This window comes from Mesorhizobium carmichaelinearum (assembly GCF_900199455.1).
GTDB classification, from domain to species: domain Bacteria; phylum Pseudomonadota; class Alphaproteobacteria; order Rhizobiales; family Rhizobiaceae; genus Mesorhizobium; species Mesorhizobium carmichaelinearum.
In genome coordinates this window covers 1-24,767 of sequence record NZ_FZQR01000013.1, presented here as the reverse complement: position 1 = coordinate 24,767, position 24,767 = coordinate 1, and the positions used below count along the sequence as shown (strand labels likewise).

The following is a 24,767-nucleotide window of genomic DNA, read 5'->3' as shown; positions in this document are numbered from 1 at the left end:
CCGCGTCAGTTCCGCAGCCGGTAGCCCGTCCGGAAGATCCAGGCGACGATGGCGATACAGACCGCCAGGAAGACGACGGTCATGCCGAGGCTGATGCCGACCGAGACATCGGACTTGCCATAAAAGCTCCAGCGGAAGCCGCTGATGAGATAGACGACCGGATTGAAGAGCGTCACGGTGCGCCAGATGCCGGGCAGCATGTTGATCGAATAGAAGCTGCCGCCAAGGAAAGTCAGCGGCGTGATGATCAGCAGCGGCACCAGCTGCAGCTGCTCGAAACTCTTCGCCCAGATGCCGATGATGAAGCCGAACAGGCTGAAGGTCACCGCCGTCAAGATCAGGAAGGCGAGCATCCAGAACGGGTGCTCGATGTGGAGCGGCACGAACAAAGAGGCGGTGGCGAGGATGATCAGGCCGAGGATGATCGACTTGGTCGCCGCGCCGCCGACATAGGCGATGACGATCTCCAGGTAGGAGACCGGCGCCGACAGAAGCTCGTAGATCGAGCCGACGAATTTCGGGAAGTAGATGGCGAAGGAGGCGTTGGAGATCGACTGCGTCAAGAGCGACAGCATGATCAGCCCCGGCACGATGAAGGCGCCGTAGCTGATGCCGTCGATCTCGGTGATGCGCGAGCCGATGGCCGAGCCGAAGACGACGAAATAGAGCGATGTCGAGATAACAGGCGAGATGATGCTCTGCAGCACGGTGCGAAAGGCCCGCGCCATCTCGACCCGGTAGATCGCCCATACTGCACGGAAATTCATGGCTCTCTCCTCACCAGATTGACGAAGATCTCCTCGAGCGAGCTGTTTTGCGTATCGATGTCGCGGAACTGGATGCCGCCGGCCTCGAGATCGCGGATCAGCGAGGCGACGCCCGGCCGCTCGGCCTGGTTGTCATAGGTGTAGGTCAGCTGCCCGCCATCCGGCGACAGCTCCAGCGCATAGTGCGAAAAGGCCTCCGGGATGGCTGTCAGCGGATTACGCAGCTCCAGCACCAGCCGCTTGCGGCCGAGCTTGTGCATCAGCTCGGCCTTGTTCTCGACCAGGATGATTTCGCCGCGGTTGATGACGCCGACGCGGTCGGCCATCGCCTCGGCTTCCTCGATATAGTGGGTGGTGAGGATGATGGTGACGCCATCCTCGCGCAGCCGGCGCACCATCTCCCACATATCCTGGCGCAGCTCGACGTCAACGCCGGCGGTCGGCTCGTCGAGGAACAAGATGCGCGGTTCGTGCGACAGCGCCTTGGCGATCATCAGCCTGCGCTTCATGCCGCCCGACAGCGTGATCGCCTTGGCATCCTTCTTGTCCCATAGCGAGAGGTCGCGCAGCACCTTCTCGACGAAGCCATGATTAGCCGGCTTGCCGAACAGGCCGCGGCTGTAGTTGACCGTCGCCCAGACGCTCTCGAAAGCGTCGATGGTCAGCTCCTGCGGCACCAGGCCGATCAGGCTGCGCGCGGCGCGGTAGTCCTTGGAGATGTCGTGGCCGTCGACGGTGACGGTGCCGGTCGAGCGGTTGACGATGCCGCAGACGATCGAGATCAGCGTCGTCTTGCCGGCGCCGTTCGGCCCGAGCAGCGCGAAGATCTCGCCGCGCTGGATGTCGAGATTGACTTCCTTGAGTGCGGTGAAGCCGGTGGCGTAGGTCTTGGAGACCCCGGAAATGGACAGAATGGAGGGCATGGGCTGAAAACGGCTGCCTGAAAGAGGTCCCCTGATATAGGCCGAATGTCGGTGCGCGCAACCGGAAGTCAATGGCGCTGCTGACAGTTCTGGACAGCCAGTGCAGGGAACGGCTGGAGATGTGCCGCATGAACCGGTAAAATTGTCCTGTGGCGTTCAGCCTCGCGGCAGGACGCCGCTTTGACCTGAACCCGCTTCGGGCCTACTCTCCGCCAGTACTTTCAGCAGCCGGAGCCCGCCATGGACCCGCTCATACTGTCGCGCATCCAGTTCGGCGCGAATATTTCGTTTCATATTCTGTTTCCGACAATCACCATTGCACTTGGCTGGGTGCTGCTGTTCTTCAAGCTGCGCTACAACGCGACCAACGATTCCGCCTGGATGCGCGCCTATTTCACCTGGGTGAAGGTGTTTGCGCTGTCCTTCGCCATGGGTGTCGTCTCGGGCGTCACCATGAGCTTCCAGTTCGGCACCAACTGGCCGGGCTATATGGAAAAGGTCGGCAACATTGCCGGGCCGCTGCTGGCCTATGAGATCCTCACCGCCTTCTTCCTCGAAGCGGCCTTCCTCGGCATCATGCTGTTCGGCTTCCGCCGCGTCTCCAACCGTGTCCACACGCTGGCGACAGTGCTGGTCGCCGGCGGCACCACGCTGTCCGCCTTTTGGATCATCGCGCTGAATTCCTGGATGCAGACGCCGGCCGGCTTCGAGATGATTGACGGCAAGGCTCATGCCGTCGACTGGTGGGCCATCGTCTTCAACCCGTCCATGCCATACCGCCTCGTCCACATGCTGCTCGCGTCGGGCCTGACGGTGTCGTTCCTCATCGCCGGCCTGTCGGCGCTGCGTTATCTCAACGGCGACCGCTCGGAATCGATGTGGAAGGCGCTGCGCACCGGTGTCTTCACCGCCGCGATCCTGATCCCGATCCAGATATTCGCCGGCGACCAACATGGGTTGAACACGCTGCAACACCAGCCGCAAAAGATCGCCGCCATGGAAGCCAACTGGACCACCGGCGCCAACGTGCCGCTGGTTCTGTTCGCGCTGCCCGACGAGGCCGCCAAGGAAAACAAATTCGAGATCGCCATCCCTGACGGCGCCAGCCTGGTGCTGCGGCACTCGACCAACGGCGTGGTGCCCGGCTTGGACGCCTATCCCGGCAACCATCCGCCGGTTTTTCCGCTGTTCTGGAGCTTTCGCATCATGGTCGGCACCGGGCTTTTGATGCTCGCCGTCTCTTGGTCCGCCGCCTTCTTCCTCAAGCGCCGGCACAGCCTGCCGAAGCCGCTCGCCATGCTGATGGTGCCGATGGCGCTGTCGGGCTGGCTGGCGACGCTGGCCGGCTGGTACACGACCGAGATCGGCCGTCAGCCCTGGCTGGTGACCGGCGTGCTGAAAACCGCCGACGCCGTCGGCCCGGTGGCGGGCAGCCATGTCGCGCTGACGCTCGCCGTCTATCTCATCCTCTACGTGCTACTGCTGATCGCCTATCTCGGCGTGCTGGTGCATCTGGCGCTGAAGGCGGCCAAGGATGGCGATACCTCGCCGCTGCCGGGGGTGATGAAGGCAGCATTGTCGCAGCCGGCTGCAGGAGAGTGACATGAGCTTCGACTGGCCTACCGCTCTCCCCCTCATCTTCGCCGGCCTGATGGGGCTCGCCATCCTGATCTACGTCATCCTCGACGGTTTCGACCTCGGCATCGGCATATTGTTCGCCGCGGCCGAGGACAGCGAGCAGGATACGATGATCGCGGCGATCGGTCCGTTCTGGGACGCCAACGAGACCTGGCTGGTGCTGGCGGTCGGCCTGCTGCTGGTCGCGTTCCCTATGGCGCATGGCGTCATCCTGACCGCGCTCTACATTCCGGTGTTCGTGCTGCTGGTCGGCCTGATCCTGCGCGGCGTCGCCTTCGACTTCCGCGCCAAGGTGCCGAGCGGCAAAAAGCATCGCTGGAACCGCATCTTCTTCCTGGGGTCCGTCATCGCCTCGCTGGCGCAGGGCTATATGCTGGGCGTCTATGTGCTCGGCCTCGATGTCGGCTTTGGCGGCATGGCGTTCGGCGTGCTGGTGGCGTTCTGCCTGGCCGCGGCCTACGCGGCGATGGGGGCTGCCTGGGTGATCTACAAGACCGAGGGTGAGCTGCAGAAGAAGGCCGTGCGCTGGCTGCGCACCGCGCTGGTGTTGACCGCGCTCGGCATGGCCGCAGTGTCGCTGGCGACCCCCTTCGCCAGCCCGCGCATCTTCGACAAATGGTTCGTCTGGCCGGAAATGCTGTATCTCTCGCCACTGCCGATCCTGTCGGCGCTCTTGTTCCTGTGGCTGTGGCGGCAGACATTTCACCTGCCGAAGCCCGACGACCGCCATGCGCTGACGCCGTTCCTGACGCTGGCCGCCATCTTCGTGCTCGGCTTTGCCGGTCTTGCCTGGTCGTTCTACCCGTTCGTGGTGCCCGATAAATTGACCATCTGGCAGGCGGCGTCGGCGACCGAAAGCCTGGCCATCATCCTGGCCGGCACCGTGGTGGTGCTGCCGATCATCATCTTCTATTCCTTCTATGCCTATCGGGTGTTCGGCGGGAAGGCGACGGACCTGACTTACGACTGATCCGGCCTGTAACCGCCTCAGATCAGTCCGCTATCGCGCGCTGCCGCCGTGGCCTCGCCGCGCGAAACGGCGTCGAGCTTCCCCAGCACCGCCGAGACATGGTGATCGACCGTCTTGGGCGAAATGGCGAGATGTTCGGCGATGCGCTTGTTGGACAGGCCGCGCTCGATCAGCTGCAGCACTTCCATCTGGCGCTGGGTGAGACCGGCGCTGTTGGCGCGGGTGGTGCGGCGCGGCCCCCGGGCGATGTGAATGACGCCGTTCTGCCGCATGGTGTCGCGCACATGGCTTGCGACCGGCCGGGCGCCGAGCGCCTCGAATACCTCCAGCGCCGTCCGCTGCGCGGCCTCATCACCCTGGGCGAGCGCCAGCGCGCGTTCGTACGGCGCGTCCAGATCCGCCCAGGCGTCCGCCGCCCCCCGCCAGTCATCGGCCAGCAGCATCCGGTAGGGCGCGGCCATGCCGGCAATGTCGCCCGGGTCGACATCGGGTTCCAGCATTTGCCGCCAGCCGGCCAGCTCGGCGAAGACCGCCCGCGTCGGCGACAGGCTCTCGGCAAGGCTGATCAGCCGCAGCGCCTCGTCCTTGTCCGCTTCCCCGAGCCAGGCCTGCTCGGCGATCACGGCCGCGTAGGCCAACAGGCGCTGCAACTCGGCGCCCTTTTCCAGGAATTGCTTCATCTCGGCCAGCAGCGGCTCGGCCGAGGGGTCGCCGCGGCGGACCCTTAGCCGCGACAGCGCCACGAGGGCGGGATAGCGCACGAGGGCGGCGGCATGAGTGCCGGTGAGGACTTCGAGCGCCTCGGCGCCGGCTTCGTCCCACCGGCCATGGCGCAGCAGCAATTGCGCCCGCACGCCGCGCATGTAATCGCGCCAGGTCGCGAGGTCGTTCTCGACGCAATAGTCGATGCCGCGATCGAGGAAGGACTGGGCCTCGGAATATTCCAGCTGGTTCATGCCGCTGCAGGCGCAGTTGGTGAAGGCACGCGCGGCGTGTTCCTGAAAGTTTTGCGCCAACGCGATTTCCAGGCTGCGGGCGAGATGCAGCCGCCCGCTGTCCAGGTCCAGCCACTGCTCGGCGGCGCCGACATTGTTGAGCGCGTGGCAGACAATGTCCGGCCGGTTCGCCGCTTCGGCGAGCTCGATTGCCCTGGCGCCCAGCGACAAGGTTTCGTCGAGCCGTTCGGCCAGCATCGCCAGCTGCGAGAGATTGGAATAGGCCATGGCCAGTTCCGGCCCGGCCGGCGCCGTCTCGAGCAGCGCCACCGCTTGGGCGCCGAACAGATCGGCGGCGTGGCGGTCGCCCATCAGATAGGCGAAGCGCGACAGGCAGCGCAGGCTGTCGCCCTCCTTCAGCACATTGCCCAGGGCCTGATGTAGCGCCCGCGCCTGCTGCTGCGCCTTGATCGCCTCGTCGATGCGGCCGATCAGATGGCACTCGAAGGCGTATTGCTCGTAAAGCCCGGCGCGCTCCTCTTCAGGCAAGCTGTCGGCCTGGCGCAAGGCAACCTCGTAGTAGCCGGCGGCGTCGCGATGGGCGCCGACACGGGAGGCCTCGCGGGCGGCGACCGGCGCCAGTTCGCGCACCGTCTCCAGATTGTGCGCCTCCACCGCGTGATGGACGAGCCGCGCGGTGGCAATGTCACCCCTTTCGAGCAGCGCGGACAGAGCGCGCTGGTTGAACTCCCGCCGGTGGCTGGTGGTCAGCATCGCCTCGATGGCGCGGCGGGCGATCTCGTGGCGGAAGGCATAGGCATCGCCGAGATCGTCGAGCAACCCATTGGCGACGCATTCGGCAAGCTGGCCGGCGCTGGCCACGCCGCACAGGCCGGTCAAGGCCCAGGCGTCGGCGCGTCTGGGAAACACCGACACCGCGTCGAGCATTGCGCGGGCGCCGGCCGACAGGCGCTCGGCGCGCGCCAGCACCGCATCGCGCACGCTGGCCGGCAGCGCCGTTTCATTTTCGGCGCTCAACAGTTCGGTGACGAAAAAGGCGTTGCCGGCGGTCGCCCGGTAGATGGCATCGCCATCGCGGCCGGCGCCGGCGGCGAGCGACAGCACCGCCGCTTCGCTGAGCAGCGGCACGTCGATGCGCGCGACATTGCCGGCCGGGATTTCACCCAGCGCCCGGCGCACACGCATCTGGCCCTCGCTGCGGTCGGTGCGCGCCGTCAGCAGCACAAGGATGTGGGTGTTGGCGATGCGCCGGCCGAGAAAGCGGACGAAGTCGAGCGTCGCGTCATCGGCCCAGTGCAGGTCCTCGATGACCAGCAGAGTCGGCTGGGTCCTTGTCTCGAAGACGTCGAGCGCGTCGGAAAACAGCGGCAGCCGTTCTCCCCGGCGCGCGGCGACCGCCTGCGGCATTGCCCATTGCGCCTCGCGGGCGAGATCGTAGAGCGGCCCGAGCGGATCGGGGATCGACAGATCCTCGCAGGCGCTGCGGAAGATGCGCGCGCCATCGGCAACTGAGCCGGCGAACGCCTCGACAAGCGCCGATTTGCCGGCGCCCGCCTCGCCAGACAGCGCCGCGACATGGCCGCAGCCTCGCGCGGCCTGCGAGAGAAATCCGCCCAACTGCTCCAGCTGTGTCTGCCGTTCCAGAAGCATCGTCATACGCTCAACAGGGATTGTGTTTCGGCGGTTCCCCAGACATCCGCCACCAGCGTCCGGGACCATGACCGGAAATGCGACCCTCCACATATTCCGGTGCGACTTCACACATAACGCCGCCACTATAGGGAATCTTCCCACAAAACATAGGGAAAGGCTCCGATGCACGCCGTCGGCGAGCATGATCAATGTCCAGCCGCGCTCAAATCGAGCGTGAAACAATGGAAAAGGGAACTTGATATGCCTCGCTATGTGGTTGAACGCACATTTCCCAACGGCCTCAGCGTGCCGATGAACGATGCCGGCGCCGATGCGCTGGGTGGTGTCATCATGCGCAATGCGGAGAAGGGCGTGACCTGGGTGCAATCCTTCGTGTCGCCCGACAAGAAGCAGAGCTTCTGCATCTACGATGCGCCCTCACCGGAAGCGATCCGCAGCACGGCCCAGAAAAACGCCCTGCCGGTCGACAAGATCACGGAGGTGCGGGTCCTTGACCCTTACTTTTACCGTTGATCCCGACAATGACCATCCAACTGCCCTTCGCGGCGATGGCCGCTTGCCTGACAACGCGTCCAGCGCGGTGTTGGCGGGTTCGAGACCAGTCCGACGAGGCCCGTTACTGGGCCGGATTCTCCGGCGGCTTGCCTCGCTGCTGTTCGCACCATTGCGCAAGTGTCGGCGTCGGTTGCCTCCGCAGGACGACTATCTGAGACGCGACATCGGCTTGGCGGAGCTCGAGGAGCTGCCGCACTACTGGGATTTCACCCGGTACCACTGACAGCCATCGACTTCGCAGCGGGAGCGGCTGCTCCCGCGCACTTTCAACAACGAGGAGAGAAAATGAACATCCATCTGTGGACCAAGCACCTCATCAACCTGTCGATCCTGTCGATCGCGGCCACGGCGGCGAATGCCCATGATACGGGCAGGCTGGATGAGAAGGTGCGGGCAGCCAACAGCCGTTTCGAGAATGTGGCGATGGCCACCGCCGAAGGCTATGCGCCGATCCCTTGCGCCAGCGGCATCACCGGCGGCGCCATGGGCATCCACTATGTCAACGCGGCCTACCTGAAGGATGACGCGATTGATCTCGCGAAGCCGGAGGCCGTGATGTACGAGCCGATGGCGGACGGTACACAGAAGTTGGTGGCCGTCGAATACATCACCTCGAAAGGCCCGGCCTCGCTCGAAGGACAGCTGTTCAACTTCAACAGCACGCCCAACCGTTATGGCCTGGGCGCCTTCTATGAGTTGCATGTCTGGGCCTGGAAGAAGAACCCGACCGGCACCTTCGCCGACATGAATCCCGATGTGTCATGCGACGCGATGAAGGCCATGTAGGCGCGTTATCTCCCCCCTCGAGGGGGAGATGGCCGGCAGGCCAGAGGGGGTCGGTTCGACCGGATGCGACTTCCTTGCAACAGAGAGGAGGTTAGCACCCGGTCGCACCGACCCCCTCTGTCGCCTTCGGCGACATCTCCCCCTCAAGGGGGGAGATACGCACTCAGTTGCTCGCCGACAGCACCAGCACCGGCTTGTCGCTGTACAGCGTCGGGAACAGCTGCTTCAGGTTGGCCACCTTGGGCAGGTCGTTGTAGACGATGTAGGGATAGGTCGGGTTCAGCGTCAGAAAGTCCTGGTGGTAGTTCTCGGCCGGATAGAAGGTCTTGCCGGTCTCGATCGTGGTGACGATCGGCGCCGGATAGAGCTTGGCCTTGTCGAGCTGGTCGATGTAGCTCTGCGCAATCTTCTGCTGCGCGTCGTTTTCGGCAAAGATCGTCGAGCGGTACTGGGTGCCGGAGTCCGGTCCCTGGTAGTTCAGCTGCGTCGGATTGTGGGCGACCGAGAAATAGACCTGCAGCAGCTGGCCGTAGGTCACCTTCGAGGGATCGTAGGTGATCTCGACGGATTCGGCATGGCCGGTGCGGCCGGTGCCGACGGTCTCGTAGACGGCGTCATCCTTGGCGCCGCCGGTGTAGCCGGAGACGGCCTTGCTGACGCCCTTGACGTGCTGGAACACGCCCTGCACGCCCCAGAAGCAGCCGCCGGCGAAGATTGCTTTCTCCGTGCCGCTCGCCGCTTTCTCGTCCATTGCCGGCGGCGGGATCACCACCGCGTCCTCGGCCGAGCGCGCCGGGGTCTGCCAGAAGGCCGCCGCCGCCACCGCTGCAAAACCGAGTACGGCCAGCGCGCCGCGGGTAAAGAACGGCCGTGTCTTTTCGATACCGGTCATGTTCTGATCTCCTGTTGTTGTTCCAATATATACGACGCAAGCCGAGAAGCAGTTCTCAATTTGCCGTGCGGCAGCTCCTGTCGGCGGCGCTCCCCCTCATCCGGCCCTTCGGGCCACCTTCTCCCCAAGGGGAGAAGAGATTGACGCCGGCGCGGACGATCTCCTCTCCCCGCCGGGGGTCCGAAGGACGGGCGAGACAAGCGGCTCGCCCCGGAACGGTCAGCCGAGCGAAGCGGAGGCTGGGTGAGGGGCCGTCCAGCCTGGTTTTACTGCGCAGGCTTCATCGCATCCGCCGCCGGCTTCATCGCGTCAGCCGCCGGCTTCATGGCGTCGGCCGCTGGCTTCATCGCATTGGTGGCCATCGGGTCGGCAGGCTTCATCGCGTCGGTCGCGGGCTTCATGGCATCCGCCGGTTTCATGGCATCCGTGGCCGGTTTCATGGCGTCGGTCGCCATCGCATTGGCGGGCTTCATGGCGTTGGTCGCGTCGTCGGCACGGGCGCCGGCGACGAAAACGGCGGCCGAAAGCGCGAAGGCGAGCGCCGGCAGGGTCAGGTACTTGGTCATCAAGAGTCTCCTTGGGTTTTGGCGCGCGGAAGCGGGCCGGGTGATGCGTTGCCGCTGCATGCGGCCCCGCGCGAAGGGAAAGAAAATCAGTTGGTCGCGGCAGCGAGGATCGGTCCGCCGCCTGGCGATTGCACCAGCACGGCGGTGCTGAAGTCACCGGGCGTGGCAGGCAGCGCATAGGCGGTGGCGTCGCCGGTCCAGCTGCCGAGTTTTGTCAGCGCATGCACGACATTGGCATGCGGCAGGGTGCGGCCGGTGTTTTCGCCGCGCGCCACCGGCACCTGCACGACGCCCTTGGCATAGCGCACCAGCCAGACGTCGGCCTTGCCGCCCGGGGCGGCGCCGGCGCCGATCGCGACCTTGCCGCCCTCGAGCGACAGCGAGGGGCCGCCGGTCTTGCCCGTTGCGGAAATCAGATGCTCGATCTCGCCGGGTGCGGCGCCGACGACGTCTGCATGGCCGTTGACCACGACTTGCGGCGTGAACGGCCCGTCATGGCCGAGCGGCGGTTCGTAGGACACCTGGCGCTGGGTGAATTCCTGTTTGCCGAACGTGTCCTTCCAGCCGAGATAGTCCCAGTAGGTGACGTTGAAGGACAGCGCCAGCACGCCGGGCTGGTCCTTGACCTTGATGAGATTGGCGTTGGCCGGCGGGCAGGAGGAGCAGCCCTGGCTGGTGAACAGCTCGACGACGCTGAGCGGCTGCGCGGCAGCGGCGCCGAGCGACGCGGCGAGCGCAAGGGCGCCCAGGCTGGACAATGCGGCGAATGTTCTGGCTCTCGACATCGGCTGGCTCCGTGTGGGACGGCGCTGAGATGCGCCGGTCATTCCCCCACTTCGCTGCCATTTGCCGCTTCGTTACAGCGCTCACCGGTTTGTGATCATGGCCGCCAAGCCTACGCGAGCGGCCCAAACCGCCATAGCGCGGTGTAGTGCATGATCGGCCGCTCAAACCTTGCGCCTGCAGCGACAAATCGCTTTCCCGCGTCCAGCATGGGCTGGAAGGTATCGAGTTGCCTGGCGTGCTCCAGCGTGTCCCACACACTGGTGTTGATCAGCGACAATGTCGCCTCGTCGGCGCCGGCGTAGAAGAGGAGCAATCCCGGCATGGCCTCGATGCCGGGCCGCAGCGCCGCCTCGGCCTCCAGCATCATCTCTCGCAACAGCGCAAACTTCGTGGCGTCGCAGCGCAAGATGGACACGCGTGTCACGGGGTCGGACATCGGATTCTTCTCCAGGGGCTGATGTCCGTCATGATAGCCGATCTCCCCCCTTGAGGGGGAGATGGCCGGCAGGCCAGAGGGGGTCGGTCCGACTGGGCGCGGCCTTTTGCGGCATTTGAAGGTTGGCGTCCGGTCGTGCCGACCCCCTCTGTCGCCTTCGGCGACATCTCCCCCTCGAGGGGGGAGATTAGCAGCGCCCTACTGCGTCAGCGCCGTCAGCGAGGGGCGCTGGTTGAAGTCGCATTTGCCGGTGACGTTGTAGAAGAAGTCGGCGTTGCTGACATCGGCCGGTACCGGGTTGCCGCCGTCTTCCCAGGCCTGGTAACCCGTCGCGCCGCAAGGCACCGCGGAGAAGATGTCGACGATCTGGCCGAGCGCGACCTCGGGCATGACCGTTGCGCTCGTGCCGATGTACAGCCGGTCCGAGGTGGCCGGGTCGTTCGACTTCAGCACGGTCGGGTTGCCCGAGGGCACATCCATCTGCAGATAGAGCTGGCCCATCTGGCTGACGTCGACGACGGCGCCGGAACCGGTGGCCGGAATGTTGGTGGTGGCGCATGTGGTCTGGAAATAGATCGTCTTGCCGCTGTTGCTGTCGTACTGCCCGGCGCTCAGTATCGCGCCCGACGGCGCGTTGGTGAAAGCGGACGTTGAGCCGGCGGTGGAGCATGTCTGCGTCTGGACCACCGTCGACGTCGAACCATTGACAAGCGATATCGTCGTCGTGCCGTAGCCCTTCGGTTCCGTCATGGAATAGGACCTGCCCCCCACCTTGTATGAATAGGTGTAGGGCGCGTAGACGTAGCTGGCCGTCATGAGTTTTTGCGCCGTCGTCGCGGTGAAGTTCGTGCCGTAAAGCGTCATCGTCTTGTTCCAGTAACCCGACACCTTGTCGATCTTGAAGGTCGCCTGCACCAGGCCCGGCGCCTTGTTGACGGCGGAGGTTACGGCGACCGGCACGGTGTTGATCCGGGCAATGGTCATGAAATCGGTCGGCATGGCGAAGCTGGCCGAGGTCGTGGCGGTGACGGTGCCGTCGGCGGCGACGTTGAAGCTCACCAGCGTCGCCGTGCCCTGGCCACTGTTGGCGGTGAAATTGTCCTGCAGCGCCTGCTGGCGGGCGGCCGTCGTCGTGGTCGCCGGCAGCGTGGTGATGGCCAGCGTCGCTGCATCCAGCGCCGACTGCATGTCGGAGCGGGTCTGGACGGCATCGGTATAGTCGACCGAGAAGCCGACGACGGTGATCAACGGCACCAGGCTCAGGAAGAACAGCGGCATCATCGAGCCACTGCGCGAACGGGCGAACCCGCCTGCAACTTTCAGCATTTCTCTACCCCCAACAGACATTAGCGAGCGCGCAGATACCACGCAGCCGGCAAATCAAGGTCTAATGGGATCGATCAAAGTTTAAGCATCTGCCACCGCCGGGCCGGTGTTCACCGCTTTGTGACCGCCGGGGCAGCCCTTGCGCCGCAAGCGGGCCGCTCGACCGCGCGACGCAAAATCGCCATAAGGCGATTGCCCTGCGACGAGGGGGGCGATCGGCAGTTCCAGCCTTACTGCGTCAGCGCTGTGTCCGAGGGCCGCTTGTTGAAGTCGCACTTGCCGGTGACGTTGTAGAAAAAGTCGGCATTTGAGGACGGAGTCGGCACCGTTGTGCCACCGTCTTCCCAGGCTTGATAGCTGGTGACGCCACAAGGCACGATGGCGAAGATGTCGACCTTCGTTCCGGTCGCGGTCTCGATCAGGGTGTTCGCGTCCACCCCGCTATAGAGCCGGTTGGAGGTGCTTGCATCGTCCGATGTGAGGTATTGCGGATTGCCCGATGGCACGTACATCTGCAGAGAGAGGCCACCCATCTGGCTGACATCGATCGCCGCGCCGGCGCTGTTGGCCGGATACATGGTGTCGACGCAGGTTGTCACATATTTGGTGCTGCCGCTGGTCTGCGTGATCGCACCGGCGGGGAGATTGTTGAAATTGTTCACCTTGGTGGTCGTGCAAACCTGCGACTGGACGAGCGTCTTGATGTCGGCGCCACCATTGTTGGTGATCGTATACACATTCGTGGTGCCGTAGCCCTTCGGATCCCCGAAGCCGTTATAGATATAGTCGATGGACATCAGCGGCTTGGCCGTCGTCGCTCCGAATTGCGTGCCGTAGAGCGTCATCGTCTTGTTCCACCAGCCCGACACCTTGGAGATCTTGAAGCTCGCATTGACCAGCGCCGGCGGCTTGCTGACCGCCGACGCGACGGCAACCGGCACGGTGTCGATCCTGGCGATCTTCATGAAAATGGTCGGCATGGAGAAAGTTGCCGAGGCCTGGCCGGTGGCGGCGGCGGTGGTGGTACCAGCCACAAAATTGTTCAGCGTCGCAGTGCCCTGGCCACCATTGGCGATGAAGGAATCCTGCAGCGCCGTCTGGCGCTGCGCCAGCGTCGAGGTGGTGTCCATGGTGGTGATCGACAGCAGCGCGGCATCCAGCGCCTGCTGCTGGTTGGACCGGGTTTGGATCGCGCTGGTATAGTCGACCGAAAAGCCGACCGCGGATATAATCGGCAGCAGGGTGAGAAAGAACAATGGCATCATCGAGCCGCGGCGCGACCCCAGGAACCTGACTACAACCCCCCGCATTTCCTGTCCTTTCAATAGAATATCTTGCAGGGCTAACACACAGGTCGCAAATTATGCTCTAACGCGTTTGGTTAAAATTTATCGATATTCCGGCGATCCGGCCGAAAGGGTCGCCAAATGCCGCCGCTTGCCGCAGCTTTCCGCCCCTGCTAAAGCGCGCGGATGAGCACGCCCCTCGACCACATCCGCAATTTCTCCATCGTCGCCCATATCGACCATGGCAAATCCACGCTTGCCGACCGGCTGATCCAGTCCACCGGCGGGCTGGAGCTGCGCGACATGAAGGAGCAGGTGCTGGACTCGATGGATATCGAGCGCGAGCGCGGCATCACCATCAAGGCGCAGACGGTGCGGCTGAAATACCGCGCCAACAATGGCGAGGACTATATCCTCAATCTCATCGACACGCCCGGCCATGTCGACTTCGCCTATGAAGTGTCGCGTTCGCTGGCCGCCTGCGAGGGCTCGCTGCTGGTGGTCGACGCCAGCCAGGGCGTCGAGGCGCAGACGCTGGCCAATGTCTACCAGGCGATCGACAACAACCACGAGATCGTCGTGGTGCTGAACAAGGTCGACCTGCCGGCCGCCGAACCCGAGCGCATCCGCGAGCAGGTCGAGGAAGTGATCGGCATCGATGCTTCCAACGCCGTGCTGATCTCGGCCAAGACCGGCCTTGGCATTCCGGATGTCCTGGAAGCCATCGTCCACCAATTGCCGCCGCCGCGCGAGGGCGATGCGACAGCGCCGCTGAAGGCCATGCTGGTCGACAGCTGGTACGACGCCTATCTCGGCGTCATCGTGCTGGTGCGCATCATCGACGGCGTGCTGAAAAAGGGCCAGACCATCCGCATGATGGGCACGGGCGCCAAATATCTGGTCGAGCGCACCGGCGTGTTCACGCCCGCCCGCATCAATGTCGACGAGCTCGGCCCCGGCGAGTTCGGCTTCTTCACCGGCTCGATCAAGGAAGTGGCCGACACACGCGTCGGCGACACCATCACCGAGGACAAGCGCGCCACCGCGCATGCCCTGCCCGGCTTCAAGCCGGCGCAGCCGGTGGTGTTCTGCGGCCTGTTCCCGGTCGACGCCGCCGATTTCGAGGATCTGCGCGCCGCCGTCGGCAAACTGCGCCTCAACGACGCTTCTTTCTCTTATGAGATGGAAACCAGTGCCGCGCTCGGCTTCGGCTATCGCTGCGGCTTCCTCGGCTTGCTGCATCTGGAAATCATCCAGGAGCGGCTGGAGCGCGAGTTCAACCTCGACCTGATCGCCACCGCACCGAGCGTCGTCTACCGGCTGTTGCTCAATGACGGCTCGGTGAAGGAGTTGCACAATCCGGCCGACATGCCCGACGTGGTGAAGATCTCGGCGATCGAAGAGCCATGGATCCGTGCCACCATCCTGACCCCCGACGACTATCTCGGCGGCATTCTAAAACTCTGCCAGGACCGGCGCGGCATCCAGGCCGACCTGTCCTATGTCGGCAAACGCGCCATGCTGACCTACGACCTGCCGCTCAACGAAGTCGTCTTCGACTTTTATGATCGGCTGAAGTCGATCTCAAAGGGCTATGCCTCGTTCGACTATCACCTGACCGACTATCGCGAGGGCGATCTGGTGAAGATGTCGATCCTGGTCAATGAGGAGCCGGTCGACGCGCTGTCGATGCTGGTGCACCGCACGGCGGCGGAAAAGCGCGGCCGGCAGATGTGCGAGAAGCTGAAGGAGCTGATCCCGCACCACCTCTTCAAGATCCCGATCCAGGCCGCGATCGGCGGCAAGGTCATCGCGCGCGAAACCATCTCGGCGCTGCGCAAGGACGTGACCGCGAAGTGCTACGGCGGCGACGTCTCGCGCAAACGCAAGCTGCTGGACAAGCAGAAAGAAGGCAAGAAGCGGATGCGCCAGTTCGGCAAGGTGGATATCCCGCAAGAGGCGTTTATTCAGGCGCTGAAGATGGGTGATTAAATTGCCTTGTTATGGCCAAGGTCGTCCGCAGCACTCGGTCCACCCTTTCCCTTGGTCCCATTGATAGAGCAGGTAGTCGGAGCGGGTGACGTCGCCCTTCATGTCGTAGCTAATATCGCCGATCGCGTTCCATGGGCCACCCGCCTTGATCTCTGCTGCAACCTTCTGCGCGTCGTCTGACGAGCCTACCTTGGCCGCGGCGGCGGCAACGATCTGCAGGGCGGCATAGGAATAGAGCGTATAGGATTCAGGCTCGAAACCGGCGGCGCGGAACTTCTCTACGAGCTCCTTGGCGTTCGGGTTCTTGCGAGGATCGGCAGCGAACGTCGTCAGCACACTAGTAAGCGCGTCACCAGCAATCGAGGCCAATTCGTTCGACACGATGCCGTTGCCGGATATCATTCCCGCCCTTAACCCCTGATCCCTCATCTGACGTACCAGCAGGCCGGCCTCCGTATGCAGCCCGCCATAGTAGACGGCGGTTACGCCGGCTTCCTTCATCTTGACGATGAGGGCTGAGAAGTCCTTGTCGCCGACATTGATGCCTTCATACATGGCTTCGGTCACGCCATCGGCGTTGAGCGTCTTTTTAGTTTCGTCGGCGAGGCCCTGACCGTAAGGCGTCTTGTCATGGATGATGGCTATTTTTGCATCCCGAACATTTGTGGCGAGATAATCGCCGGCAACCTTGCCCTGTTGGTCGTCGCGCCCGCAGGTGCGAAACGTATTCCACATGCCACGCTCTGTAAGCTGCGGGTTGGTTGCCGAAGGTGTGATGACGAGAATGCCGTTCTCCGCATAAACTTCCGACGCCGGAATGGTGACGCCGGAGTTGAAGTGGCCGATGACATACTTGACGCCGTCAGCGACGAACTTGTTGGCGACTGAGATGCCCTGCTTCGGATCCGACACGTCGTCGCCGACCTCAAGCTTGATCTGCTGGCCGTTGATGCCGCCGGCCGCATTGATGTCGGCGGCGGCCTGCTCGGCGCCCTTCTGCAACTGAGCGCCGAAGGCCGCGTTCGGGCCAGTGATCGGACCGGCGACGCCGATCAGGATGTCTGCTCGAGCTGTCGCGGGAATCAGTAGACACACCGTCGCAAGAAACGATAACCTCATAAGTCGTTTCAACGAATCCTCCTATTCCCTAGGTTGGACCACAAGATTCGCAGGGGTTTTGAAGTAAACAACTACGAAAACCGCAAGCGCACCACCGGCCTTTATGAATGTTGAGACGTCTACATTAAGAAAACCAGTAAGTAACGTTGCAACACCAGCGCTAGCCAAAGCTAAAACTATCCTACAGACCGCATATTGAAAGTTAGTAGGTGTAGGAAAAACGAAAGCTAAAAGCAAAATAACTGATAAAAAGAGAACTCCGAACGCGAATATTGCTATCGTCTGCCACATTTCAGGTCTCCTATCTACCACTAAAAGCCCTTCGACGCCGCCGGCGCCTTCAACTATCTTGCGCAAGAGTTCGAAGCTTTCATTCTTGCTGGGGTAACCTCCACTCAGAACATCAACCCCACACAGCGGGATCTTTCTGGAACGCCTCAGTAAACATTCTCCGTGCATTGGTGTTAATCGATTCCTTATTATGATTCGTTTTGGAATCCTCAACAAGTATAATTGCTACCTTCAGCATCAACGCCCGGCCAACGATGTTCCCATCCTCGTTAAATTCAGGCGGCACTTCCCGAGAAAGAGCTTCGGCGGCCACCGTATCGCCCTGTAATAGTTTCGCCCAAGACATCTTATACGACCAGAGTGCGTCTTTCGTCGAAATCATGTTATAGTACAAAATAGCTGCTTCCGGATCTCCGGCCTCAAAATACGAATCTGCTAAATTTTTTTTTGTAACATCATTGCGTGGATCACCCCTCTCAGCAGTGGGCAGCGATTCGAAGGCTTTTAAGAAGTGTTGAACAGCAGCGCTGTACTCACGTTGATAGTAGGCCACAATGCCGCGACCAGTTTCAGCGTGAAGAATGGAGCATTGCTCAACAAAGTTTGCACTATTCAACGCGTCTGAATATCGAATCGAAGTTCCCGAAAGAGCGTCATACATAGACTGCGTTGCGGCTAGACAAGCACTTTCAGAGGGAGCGGTTGCACTCTCACCTTCGGCGCTATTCAAAGTAAAAACAATGGCCAGAACCATAAAAATAGCACGCACGTGATATGCCAAGTCTACCGGGCGACACAGAGCTGAGCTACAACTTGACAATGATACACCAGCCAATTGCGAGCAATTTTCTTACGTTCGCATAAAAGTGAATTTCGCTCAAGCGACGACAACAACCGGTAGTGTCTCAGTTTGAAGGAGAAGGACGCCATTGCGCCGAAGCCCGGCAAGCGCGGTCCTTACAAAAAGCAGCCTAGCTGAACTCGTAAGCGCACTTGCCGTGGTCTTTGTGATGCGGGTCGAAGAACACGATGCGGAGGCAATTTAGTTCACGGACACCGTAAATACGTGTTCCCTGGTCAAGCCTGAGAGAGAACAGAGTGTCCGCGTGAATGTTTCTAGTCTCTAGCCTTTTCTGAACGTCTTTCTTGAACTTGTCCCTGGGTATGTGGTGATTGTTATTCCCGGATTTCTTCCCACCTGTCGCCTTTAGGATTTCGTCCCACGTCATCGATTCGAAGTTGGCTAAATGGTCCTCAATATGGCTTCTGATATTGGCTATATGCGATAGGCAAGACTCATGACCAAACGGACCGTCCCAATCAAAATCACTGAATCGCCAAACCGGCTTCAACTTTAGGTAGGATTCAGGGTCCGTTCCTATCCGAACGGATTCGCCCCCCGGTTTCTTCTTGACTTTCGGCTTGGCCATTTCAGGTCAAAGAGGCATAGTATCGCTGCATCGCAGACGCCGTGATTTCAACGTTGCTCCTCTCACCCGGCCTCGCCCCTCGTCTGGCATCCAGCCAAGGGTCTTCCGCGTGGGTGAGATCGCTGAGCCATTGCGCAGACTTGCCGCCGTAGAACTTCAGTACGTTTTTGACAGTGCGCCGCTCGCGCTTATCCAATTTCTCGGGATCACCACGTGCGATCTTGGCGACCTTGAATTCGTTAGCGTGTTCACGCCACAACGCAGGGCAGACAGGACCGTCCTTCCAAGCCTCGACTTTTTCTCTGAAGAGGGTGTGGTCGGCCCATACGGTGTGCCAAGCTTGAGAATAGTACACGAGCTTTTGCAACTTCATGGCCGACAGGTCACCCATCTCTTCCAGGATGAATTGGGCGACGTCGAAAACATTGGCCATTTTTGTCTGCTCCTTCTTCGGCATTCCAGCCGAAGAAGCTCCCCCGAGCTTCGAATCGGCACACTATGCCTAATGTGCAATACGCACAATACGGGGCTTTTGTTCGGCGCACAATGAAATGCCCCACATACTCCTGACGGCCGATAGGATGCGCTGCGGACCCTAAAGGAACCGTTGACAGTCTGATGGGTTCCAAATTTCAAACTGAGACACTCCCCAACAACCAGTCGAAACTGGTGTCTGACGGGGTTCATCAGTAGCCAGTTCTTTTTCGCGCAGCGTCATTGTGAACGTGGATCTCCAGCGGTGACGCTCGACACCGGATCGACAGGAGGCGATTTGGCGTCGAAGACGCTTGCCGGCCAATATCTCCTAATTGGAGTGCCACCAACCATTGGAGAACATCCCTTTCATGAAGTTCCCTCTCCTCAGCTTGGGGAGACATCAAATGCGCACCACCTCAGACACTATCGCCCGCCATCGCCATCGGCGGCGCCCTCGGCCTGGCCGCACTTTCGTGACCAGCGCTCCGCTGCTCGAAACGAGCTAGACCATCAACGGCACATCGCTCGTCGTCGCCACCGCGCTGGTCACCATAAAAGACCAGACGGGGCAACGATTGCGCCGCTGCGGGGTTCCTGACCTTCCTGACCGGCGAGAGCCTGCTGCCATCAGGCAATGGGACGGGGTTGGAGGCCAGAGTGCCCTCCTTTGTCGGCGGCGTCGCGCTCAGGGCGGGCCTGCCGGAGGCAGCCCGGCCCCGCCAGCGCGACGCTGAACCTGCCCGCATCGGCATCAAGCCGTCGGCGCTGCGCCGCGCCGCTCGAGCGCGGTCTTGCGGATGATTTCGGCGATCTCCGGGCTGCTGCTGCACAGCATCTGGAAATCCGCCGCGTGCAGCGACAGCAGTGAGACCTCGGTTGCGGCGCTGACGGTCGCCGAACGCCGTTCCCCGGTGATCAGCGCCATCTCGCCGAAGAAGGCGCCGGGGCCAAGCTCGACCGGGCTCGGCGTCGCGACGCTGACGCGCCCCTCGACGAGGAAGAACATCCGATCACCGATCTCGCCATTGCGGAAGATCACGGCGCCCGGCGGCAGCGTGCGCGGTCTCAGCGCGCGCACGATCTCGACCAGCACGGCCGGGCCGAGCTTCTGAAACAACGGCACGGCGGCGACCAATTGCCAATTGCGGACGAAATCCTCGCGACGGATCTCCTGATAGAAGCCCGTGGCAAGAATGCCGGCCCAGAGCCCGAAGATGCCGATCCCACTCATCATGACCGCCCCGGCGAGGACGCGGCCGGCGAAGCTTTGCGGGATAGTGTCGCCATAGCCGGTGGTGGAAAGCGTGACCACCGCCCACCACATCGCCTGGGGGATGGTGCCGAACTTTTCCGGTTGGATGTCGCGCTCGACGACATAGGCCGCGAGCGCGACAGCGAACAGAACGACGCCGAAAAGCGTGGTGACGCCGATCAGATTGCGCGCTTCGTTGGCCAGGACCCTGCCCAGCACCGGGAAGAAAGTCGAGTCGCGCAGGGGTTTCAGCAGCCAGACTGCACAGTAGAGGCTCCGGTCGGGCGTGCCGACGAGCAGAAATGCGGCGAGTGGAACCAAGACCGCGAGCACATCGATGGCGATTTTGGGCGTCCCGTCCCGAAGGTCTCCCGCCCGGCGCTTGAGCAGCGTCGCGGCCAGTTGCAGGAGATAGACGCCCCAGATGACGGCGAGCAGGGCAGCCAGAGCCAGTGTACTTCGTCCGGACAGGCCCGGTATCGTGAGCGCAGCCACCGCCAGCAACCCAGGCGCAGCCAGCACCGCGTTGAGCGGCGCGTAAATTCTCAGGAAAGGCAGTACCGACATTCCATGCCCACCAGCGGCTACGACCCGCCAAAATAGGATGGCTTCAAGGCAAGCGTAAAGGGGCCTGCTGCGATGCAGCAATATCGGTTCTCGGGCAAGGCTGACCTTGTCGGCCGTGGGCGCCGCGGACCACTCTGTCGTGGTCTCGGCTTTTTTCTCCCTCACTGCCTTGTCAATTTCGGGCTGACAGCGGAGCCGCGCGGGGACGCCAAACCGGCAACAGCGCCTCGCCATCGGCGGGCATTGGATCAGGCACCGCCCTGCGGTATCCTCAGGCAGCTTGGGGAGACATCACATGCGCACCACGTCAGACACCGCCGCCGCAATCGGCCTCGCCATCGGCGGCGCCTTCGGCCTCGCCGGCACCTTCGTCGCCAGCGCACCGCTGCGCGAAACGCTGTGGACGATCGACGGCGTGGCGCTGGTGGTGGCCACTGCGCTGCTCACCATGAAATACCAGCGGCTGGGCAATGATTGCGTCGCCGCCGGGTTCCTGACCTTCCTCGCCGGCGAGAGCCTGCTTCTGGCAGGCAATGCGGCGGGGCTGGAGGCCAGCGTGCCGTCCTATGTCGGTGGCATCTCGCTGTGGGCGGCGGGGCTGGTCATGGTCAGCGCGCCGAAGACTTTCGCGCTGTGGATGCGGCTCACCGCGCTCGTGGCCGCCTTGCTGTTTGTCGTCTCGGCCGGCATGATCCTGTGGGGCGCGCCCTTGCTGCCGACCTCGTCGCCGCTGCCGGCGGCAGGCTATCCGTTCCTGGTGCTGACTTTTGTCGGATGGATCTGGACGCTTTTGAGGGATGGGCGGGCGGCCGTAGGGACTGACCCAAGGTAAAGCCAGGCTGGCGCTCTACGAAGCCCCCTCATCCGGCCACTGCGCGGCCACCTTCTCCCCGAGGGGAGAAGAGGAGGCGCAGGCGCAGGCAATCCTCCTCTCCCCTCGGGGAGAGGGTGGCCGGAGCGAAGCGGAGGTCGGGTGAGGGGGTGGCGCCGACCTCGGCTTAGGACACTTCAACGCGTCTCGCTAGACGTCTATCAACTCTCAATCCACACCTTCTCAAAATGCTGCTCCAGCGCCTGGTGCTGTTCACACCCCTCCACCCCCTTGCGGTACGTCCTGTACACCGAGCGCCAGTAGGGCTGGATGATGATGCCTGAGTCGCGCAAATTCTGCTCGATCTCAGCCATGATCTCCTTGCGGGCCGTGGCGTCAGGCATCGCCAGCGCCTTGTCGAGCAACTCGTCGAATTCCTTGCTGGCGTAGGCGCTTTCGTTCCAGGCGGCGCCGGATTTATACGCCAGCGCCAGCACCTGGACGCCGAGCGGGCGGCCGAGCCATTCGGTGCAGGAGAAGGGGTATTTGCTCCAGTCGTTCCAGAAGGTGGCGGCGGGCAGCACGGTGCGCTTGATCTTGAGGCCGGCCTCGCGCATCTGCGCGGCAATCGCGTCGCCGGTGCTCTTCTGCCATTCGACGTCGACCGAGATCAGCTCATATTCATGGTCGGCCTTGCCGGAGGCGGCGAGCAGTTTTTTGGCCTCCTCCATATCGCGCTTGGCCGGGCCGATATCGGCATATTCGGGGTGCATGGGGCCGACATGGTGGTTGTCGGCGGGTTTGCCCCTGCCGTCGAGGCCGAGCTTCAGCACGGCGGCATTGTCTACGGCGAGCTGCGCGGCCCGGCGCAGCTTGACATCGTCATAGGGCGCGTTGCCGATGTTGAAGCGGGCAACGATGGTTGAGCCGGTGGCGATCTCGGAATTTTTCAGCCCCATCTTGTCGGTCTGCGAGACGGCGTCGGAGGCGGTTTCGTGGTCGGTGTCGATCTCGCCGGATTCGAAGGCCGACAGCATGGCATTGGGATCGGAGCCGTAGTCGACCCACTGGATACCATCCAAATAGAATTCACTCTTCCACCAGGGCTTGTCCTTGCGCTTCACTTCCGCACCCGTCTCGGCGTCCCATTTCACCAGCTCGCAAGGGCCGGTGGTGATGGCGAGCGCCTTCATGGGGTCGCCGTCGCCGTCATAGGAGCGATGCATGATCAGAGCGGGATAGTCGGCCATGCCGGCGATCAGCGAAATGTCGGGCTTGGGCAGGTTCAGCTTGATGGTGTAGTCGTCGAGCTTCTCGATGCCGCCATCGACCACTTTCTTGGTGTCGGCATTGACCAGCGCGCCCATGCGCGCGGCGACCGAATTGCCGGCGACGCCGGCCTCGCACCAGCGGGTGAGGTTGTGGATGACATCGTCGGCGTTGAAGGTGTCGCCGTTCGACCAGGTGATGCCCTTGCGCACATGCAGCGTCAGCGTTTTGGCGTCGTCGCTCATCTCCCATTTTTCGAGCAGCCAGGGCTCGAACGAGAAATCGGTGTTCCAGCGTACCAGATATTCGTTGCAGTGGCGGGCGACGTTGGACATTTCGACACCGTCGAAGGTGCGCGGGTCCTTGAAACCCTTGACGTTCATGGCGACGCGCAAGGTGCCGCCCTTCTTGGGCTCGGCGGCGCGGGCAAGTGTCGCGGCGAGGCCGCCCAGCGCCAAGGCGCCGGCGGCGCTGACGCCGAGGCCGGCCATCAGCGCCAGATATTCGCGGCGGCTGATGGCGCCGGTTTTGAAATCGGCCGCGACGGGCTTGGCTTGCGGGTGCAATTTGCGGTCGGTCAGCATGAATTTCATCGTCGTTCCCTCTTTTGTTGGGCGTCCCGACGAATCGCCAACGCGGGGGCGGCTGCGACCGCCGGGACGCCTTTGCCTGAGGGCGCGATGATAGGGCGGGGTGACGTTGGGGAGTGTTCTGGAATCCGCAGGAGTTGTGCGGTGCTCCGCAGGGGGAGCGCCGGTTCACGAAGTGAATTCATCGTGCCAGTGGCACGATGAAAGGCAGCGAACGCCGGGACGCTGCGAAGCAGCGGGGACCCGGCCGGCCGCTCGCGACTTCGTCATCCACGGGCGGAGCAGGAGCGAAGCTCCGTCGCGGAGACCCGAGGACCCATGCCGCGACCCTGGTCGAAGGGCGCAGCGGAGCAGAACTTGGACCGTGGCAACGCCTCGGAGTCCCGGCATGGATCCTAGGGTCTGCGCCGCGTCGCTTCGCTCCTTGCTACGCCCTAGGATGACGAAGCGATGGGTGGCACCCCAACAAAAAACCCGGCTCAAGGCCGGGTTTTTCGAGGCATTCTGTAGATATAGCTCAGCTCACCTGGACCTTCGACGCGGCCTGGTCTTCGGCGATCTTCTGCTGGAACATCTGCGCGAAGTCGATCGGGTCGAGCATCAGCGGCGGGAAGCCGCCATTGCGGGTCGCCTCGGCGATGATCTGGCGGGCGAAGGGGAACAGCAGGCGCGGGCATTCGATGAACAGGATCGGCAGCATGTGCTCCTGCGGGAAGCCCGAAATGGCGAAGACGCCGCCATAGACCAGCTCGACATTGAACAGCACTTCCTGGTCGAAGGAGGCCTTGGCGTTCAGCGTCAGATTGACGTCGAACTGCTTGTCGGAGAGCGGGTTGGCGTTGACGTTGACGTTGATGGCGATGCCGGGCGCCTTGTCGCGACCGCGCAGCGAGTTCGGCGCGCCGGGGCTTTCGAAGGACAGGTCCTTCACATACTGGGCGAGCACGTTGAGCGACGGCTGCGCCCCCGTGTTGCCGTTTCCGTTGGCAGCGCCGACCGGCGCGTCATCATTGCTGGCCATGAGCCTTATATCCTTTTCCCCTGGGCAGCGTTGCTGACCGAATTGAAATCGGGCGTTCGCTACCATGGCCGGCATGACAAGACAAGGTTTGCCGCCTTGGGGCTCCGTCGGCTGCGGTTGGGTGTGGAGAGATCATCGTCGAGGTCAGCGCTGCCCCTCATCTGGCTGCCCGTCCTCCGCAGCCGTTGCGGAAGGGCGCCCTTCCTCTCCCCCGTCGATCGGGGGAGAGGTGTCGAGCTGTCCGAACCGGATAGATAGGTAACAGAATGGACCGATAGCAAGGGTGACAGTTTTCTTGTCCGCCGGAGGACCGGCGATGGTTTGGCGAGAGACTGGCATCATGGACGAGCGGCTACGGTTTGTTGTGGATTGCCTTGCGGGTGAGGAGACGATGAGTGCGCTTTGTGC

21 protein-coding genes are annotated in these 24,767 nt (G+C 62.7%); 6 read left to right on the top strand and 15 right to left on the bottom strand.

Features of this window, described 5'->3' with window-relative positions:
• Nucleotides 1-5: 5 nt before the first annotated feature.
• Entirely contained in the window at nucleotides 6-767 is a 762-nt protein-coding gene (locus tag CKW40_RS26715; protein WP_095202834.1) for an ABC transporter permease, read from the bottom strand.
• Complete coding sequence (locus tag CKW40_RS26710) at nucleotides 764-1,690, bottom strand: ABC transporter ATP-binding protein (RefSeq protein ID WP_095202833.1); 927 nt, start codon at nucleotides 1,688-1,690, stop codon at nucleotides 764-766. The genes CKW40_RS26715 and CKW40_RS26710 overlap by 4 nt, the downstream gene beginning before the upstream one ends.
• 240 nt (nucleotides 1,691-1,930) lie before the next feature.
• Between CKW40_RS26710 and CKW40_RS26705 the strand changes: the two genes are divergently transcribed.
• Together CKW40_RS26705 and CKW40_RS26700 are read left to right on the top strand one after the other, a co-directional pair.
• A complete protein-coding gene (locus CKW40_RS26705) occupies nucleotides 1,931-3,292 on the top strand; it encodes a cytochrome ubiquinol oxidase subunit I (protein ID WP_095202832.1) in 1,362 nt (453 codons plus the stop codon).
• A 1-nt stretch (nucleotide 3,293) separates the two neighbouring features.
• Nucleotides 3,294-4,298: a cytochrome d ubiquinol oxidase subunit II gene (locus CKW40_RS26700; protein ID WP_095202831.1), complete on the top strand. Its 1,005-nt coding sequence runs from the start codon at nucleotides 3,294-3,296 to the stop codon at nucleotides 4,296-4,298.
• Between the two features lie 17 nt (nucleotides 4,299-4,315).
• Here the strand turns inward: CKW40_RS26700 and CKW40_RS26695 are convergent, their stop codons facing one another.
• Complete coding sequence (locus tag CKW40_RS26695) at nucleotides 4,316-6,904, bottom strand: helix-turn-helix transcriptional regulator (protein WP_095202995.1); 2,589 nt, start codon at nucleotides 6,902-6,904, stop codon at nucleotides 4,316-4,318.
• 165 nt (nucleotides 6,905-7,069) lie between these two features.
• Between CKW40_RS26695 and CKW40_RS26690 the strand changes: the two genes are divergently transcribed.
• A complete protein-coding gene (locus CKW40_RS26690) occupies nucleotides 7,070-7,420 on the top strand; it encodes a DUF4242 domain-containing protein (RefSeq protein ID WP_244571296.1) in 351 nt (116 codons plus the stop codon).
• A gap of 327 nt (nucleotides 7,421-7,747) precedes the next feature.
• The gene (locus CKW40_RS26680) at nucleotides 7,748-8,248 is read left to right on the top strand and encodes a hypothetical protein (protein WP_095202829.1); all 501 of its coding nucleotides are present in this window, start codon (nucleotides 7,748-7,750) and stop codon (nucleotides 8,246-8,248) included.
• 163 nt (nucleotides 8,249-8,411) lie between these two features.
• On the opposite strand, the gene msrA is transcribed toward CKW40_RS26680, so the two are convergent.
• The 6 genes from msrA to CKW40_RS26650 all read right to left on the bottom strand — a co-directional run bounded on the left by msrA (nucleotide 8,412) and on the right by CKW40_RS26650 (nucleotide 13,564).
• Entirely contained in the window at nucleotides 8,412-9,140 is a 729-nt protein-coding gene (msrA, locus tag CKW40_RS26675; RefSeq protein WP_095202828.1) for a peptide-methionine (S)-S-oxide reductase MsrA, read from the bottom strand.
• Between the two features lie 266 nt (nucleotides 9,141-9,406).
• Nucleotides 9,407-9,706 carry a hypothetical protein gene (locus CKW40_RS26670; RefSeq protein ID WP_095202827.1) on the bottom strand — a complete coding sequence of 100 codons (300 nt, stop codon included), beginning with the start codon at nucleotides 9,704-9,706 and terminating at the stop codon, nucleotides 9,407-9,409.
• Nucleotides 9,707-9,792: 86 nt separating this feature from the next.
• Nucleotides 9,793-10,491, bottom strand: coding sequence for a DUF1223 domain-containing protein (locus CKW40_RS26665; RefSeq protein WP_095202826.1), 699 nt, complete (start codon nucleotides 10,489-10,491; stop codon nucleotides 9,793-9,795).
• 110 nt (nucleotides 10,492-10,601) lie between these two features.
• The gene (locus tag CKW40_RS26660; protein WP_095202825.1) at nucleotides 10,602-10,928 is read right to left on the bottom strand and encodes a hypothetical protein; all 327 of its coding nucleotides are present in this window, start codon (nucleotides 10,926-10,928) and stop codon (nucleotides 10,602-10,604) included.
• A gap of 198 nt (nucleotides 10,929-11,126) precedes the next feature.
• Nucleotides 11,127-12,254 (bottom strand): TadE/TadG family type IV pilus assembly protein, encoded by a 1,128-nt coding sequence (locus CKW40_RS26655; protein ID WP_095202824.1) that lies wholly within the window; start codon nucleotides 12,252-12,254, stop codon nucleotides 11,127-11,129.
• A gap of 230 nt (nucleotides 12,255-12,484) precedes the next feature.
• Nucleotides 12,485-13,564, bottom strand: coding sequence for a TadE/TadG family type IV pilus assembly protein (locus tag CKW40_RS26650; RefSeq protein ID WP_244571295.1), 1,080 nt, complete (start codon nucleotides 13,562-13,564; stop codon nucleotides 12,485-12,487).
• A 162-nt stretch (nucleotides 13,565-13,726) separates the two neighbouring features.
• Between CKW40_RS26650 and lepA the strand changes: the two genes are divergently transcribed.
• On the top strand, nucleotides 13,727-15,532 hold the full coding sequence (gene lepA / locus CKW40_RS26645) for a translation elongation factor 4 (protein ID WP_095202822.1): 1,806 nt from the start codon (nucleotides 13,727-13,729) through the stop codon (nucleotides 15,530-15,532).
• 9 nt (nucleotides 15,533-15,541) lie between these two features.
• Here the strand turns inward: lepA and CKW40_RS26640 are convergent, their stop codons facing one another.
• The 4 genes from CKW40_RS26640 to CKW40_RS26615 all read right to left on the bottom strand — a co-directional run bounded on the left by CKW40_RS26640 (nucleotide 15,542) and on the right by CKW40_RS26615 (nucleotide 20,668).
• Entirely contained in the window at nucleotides 15,542-16,651 is a 1,110-nt protein-coding gene (locus tag CKW40_RS26640; RefSeq protein ID WP_095202821.1) for a branched-chain amino acid ABC transporter substrate-binding protein, read from the bottom strand.
• A 403-nt stretch (nucleotides 16,652-17,054) separates the two neighbouring features.
• The gene (locus CKW40_RS26635; protein ID WP_143748374.1) at nucleotides 17,055-17,711 is read right to left on the bottom strand and encodes a tetratricopeptide repeat protein; all 657 of its coding nucleotides are present in this window, start codon (nucleotides 17,709-17,711) and stop codon (nucleotides 17,055-17,057) included.
• 662 nt (nucleotides 17,712-18,373) lie between these two features.
• Entirely contained in the window at nucleotides 18,374-18,805 is a 432-nt protein-coding gene (locus CKW40_RS26625; protein ID WP_095202993.1) for a Panacea domain-containing protein, read from the bottom strand.
• A 795-nt stretch (nucleotides 18,806-19,600) separates the two neighbouring features.
• Entirely contained in the window at nucleotides 19,601-20,668 is a 1,068-nt protein-coding gene (locus CKW40_RS26615) for a cyclic nucleotide-gated potassium channel (RefSeq protein WP_095202818.1), read from the bottom strand.
• A 295-nt stretch (nucleotides 20,669-20,963) separates the two neighbouring features.
• Between CKW40_RS26615 and CKW40_RS43915 the strand changes: the two genes are divergently transcribed.
• Entirely contained in the window at nucleotides 20,964-21,500 is a 537-nt protein-coding gene (locus CKW40_RS43915; protein WP_179298119.1) for a hypothetical protein, read from the top strand.
• Nucleotides 21,501-21,700: 200 nt separating this feature from the next.
• Here CKW40_RS43915 and CKW40_RS26605 read toward each other — a convergent pair whose 3' ends face one another.
• Both CKW40_RS26605 and secB read right to left on the bottom strand, forming a co-directional pair.
• On the bottom strand, nucleotides 21,701-23,341 hold the full coding sequence (locus tag CKW40_RS26605) for an ABC transporter substrate-binding protein (RefSeq protein WP_095202817.1): 1,641 nt from the start codon (nucleotides 23,339-23,341) through the stop codon (nucleotides 21,701-21,703).
• Between the two features lie 514 nt (nucleotides 23,342-23,855).
• Nucleotides 23,856-24,359 (bottom strand): protein-export chaperone SecB, encoded by a 504-nt coding sequence (gene secB / locus CKW40_RS26600; RefSeq protein ID WP_095202816.1) that lies wholly within the window; start codon nucleotides 24,357-24,359, stop codon nucleotides 23,856-23,858.
• Nucleotides 24,360-24,767 lie beyond the last annotated feature (408 nt).

Excerpts from the sequence above, each read along its gene's own strand:
- CKW40_RS26715 (WP_095202834.1), bottom strand. The coding sequence starts at position 767 with ATGAATTTCCGTGCAGTATGGGCGATCTACCGGGTCGAGATGGCGCGG.
- CKW40_RS26710 (WP_095202833.1), bottom strand. The coding sequence starts at position 1,690 with ATGCCCTCCATTCTGTCCATTTCCGGGGTCTCCAAGACCTACGCCACC.
- CKW40_RS26705 (WP_095202832.1), top strand. The coding sequence starts at position 1,931 with ATGGACCCGCTCATACTGTCGCGCATCCAGTTCGGCGCGAATATTTCG.
- CKW40_RS26700 (WP_095202831.1), top strand. The coding sequence starts at position 3,294 with ATGAGCTTCGACTGGCCTACCGCTCTCCCCCTCATCTTCGCCGGCCTG.
- CKW40_RS26695 (WP_095202995.1), bottom strand. The coding sequence starts at position 6,904 with ATGCTTCTGGAACGGCAGACACAGCTGGAGCAGTTGGGCGGATTTCTC.
- CKW40_RS26690 (WP_244571296.1), top strand. The coding sequence starts at position 7,070 with ATGCACGCCGTCGGCGAGCATGATCAATGTCCAGCCGCGCTCAAATCG.
- CKW40_RS26680 (WP_095202829.1), top strand. The coding sequence starts at position 7,748 with ATGAACATCCATCTGTGGACCAAGCACCTCATCAACCTGTCGATCCTG.
- msrA (WP_095202828.1), bottom strand. The coding sequence starts at position 9,140 with ATGACCGGTATCGAAAAGACACGGCCGTTCTTTACCCGCGGCGCGCTG.
- CKW40_RS26670 (WP_095202827.1), bottom strand. The coding sequence starts at position 9,706 with ATGACCAAGTACCTGACCCTGCCGGCGCTCGCCTTCGCGCTTTCGGCC.
- CKW40_RS26665 (WP_095202826.1), bottom strand. The coding sequence starts at position 10,491 with ATGTCGAGAGCCAGAACATTCGCCGCATTGTCCAGCCTGGGCGCCCTT.
- CKW40_RS26660 (WP_095202825.1), bottom strand. The coding sequence starts at position 10,928 with ATGTCCGACCCCGTGACACGCGTGTCCATCTTGCGCTGCGACGCCACG.
- CKW40_RS26655 (WP_095202824.1), bottom strand. The coding sequence starts at position 12,254 with ATGCTGAAAGTTGCAGGCGGGTTCGCCCGTTCGCGCAGTGGCTCGATG.
- CKW40_RS26650 (WP_244571295.1), bottom strand. The coding sequence starts at position 13,564 with ATGCGGGGGGTTGTAGTCAGGTTCCTGGGGTCGCGCCGCGGCTCGATG.
- lepA (WP_095202822.1), top strand. The coding sequence starts at position 13,727 with ATGAGCACGCCCCTCGACCACATCCGCAATTTCTCCATCGTCGCCCAT.
- CKW40_RS26640 (WP_095202821.1), bottom strand. The coding sequence starts at position 16,651 with ATGAGGTTATCGTTTCTTGCGACGGTGTGTCTACTGATTCCCGCGACA.
- CKW40_RS26625 (WP_095202993.1), bottom strand. The coding sequence starts at position 18,805 with ATGGCCAATGTTTTCGACGTCGCCCAATTCATCCTGGAAGAGATGGGT.
- CKW40_RS26615 (WP_095202818.1), bottom strand. The coding sequence starts at position 20,668 with ATGTCGGTACTGCCTTTCCTGAGAATTTACGCGCCGCTCAACGCGGTG.
- CKW40_RS43915 (WP_179298119.1), top strand. The coding sequence starts at position 20,964 with ATGCGCACCACGTCAGACACCGCCGCCGCAATCGGCCTCGCCATCGGC.
- CKW40_RS26605 (WP_095202817.1), bottom strand. The coding sequence starts at position 23,341 with ATGAAATTCATGCTGACCGACCGCAAATTGCACCCGCAAGCCAAGCCC.
- secB (WP_095202816.1), bottom strand. The coding sequence starts at position 24,359 with ATGGCCAGCAATGATGACGCGCCGGTCGGCGCTGCCAACGGAAACGGC.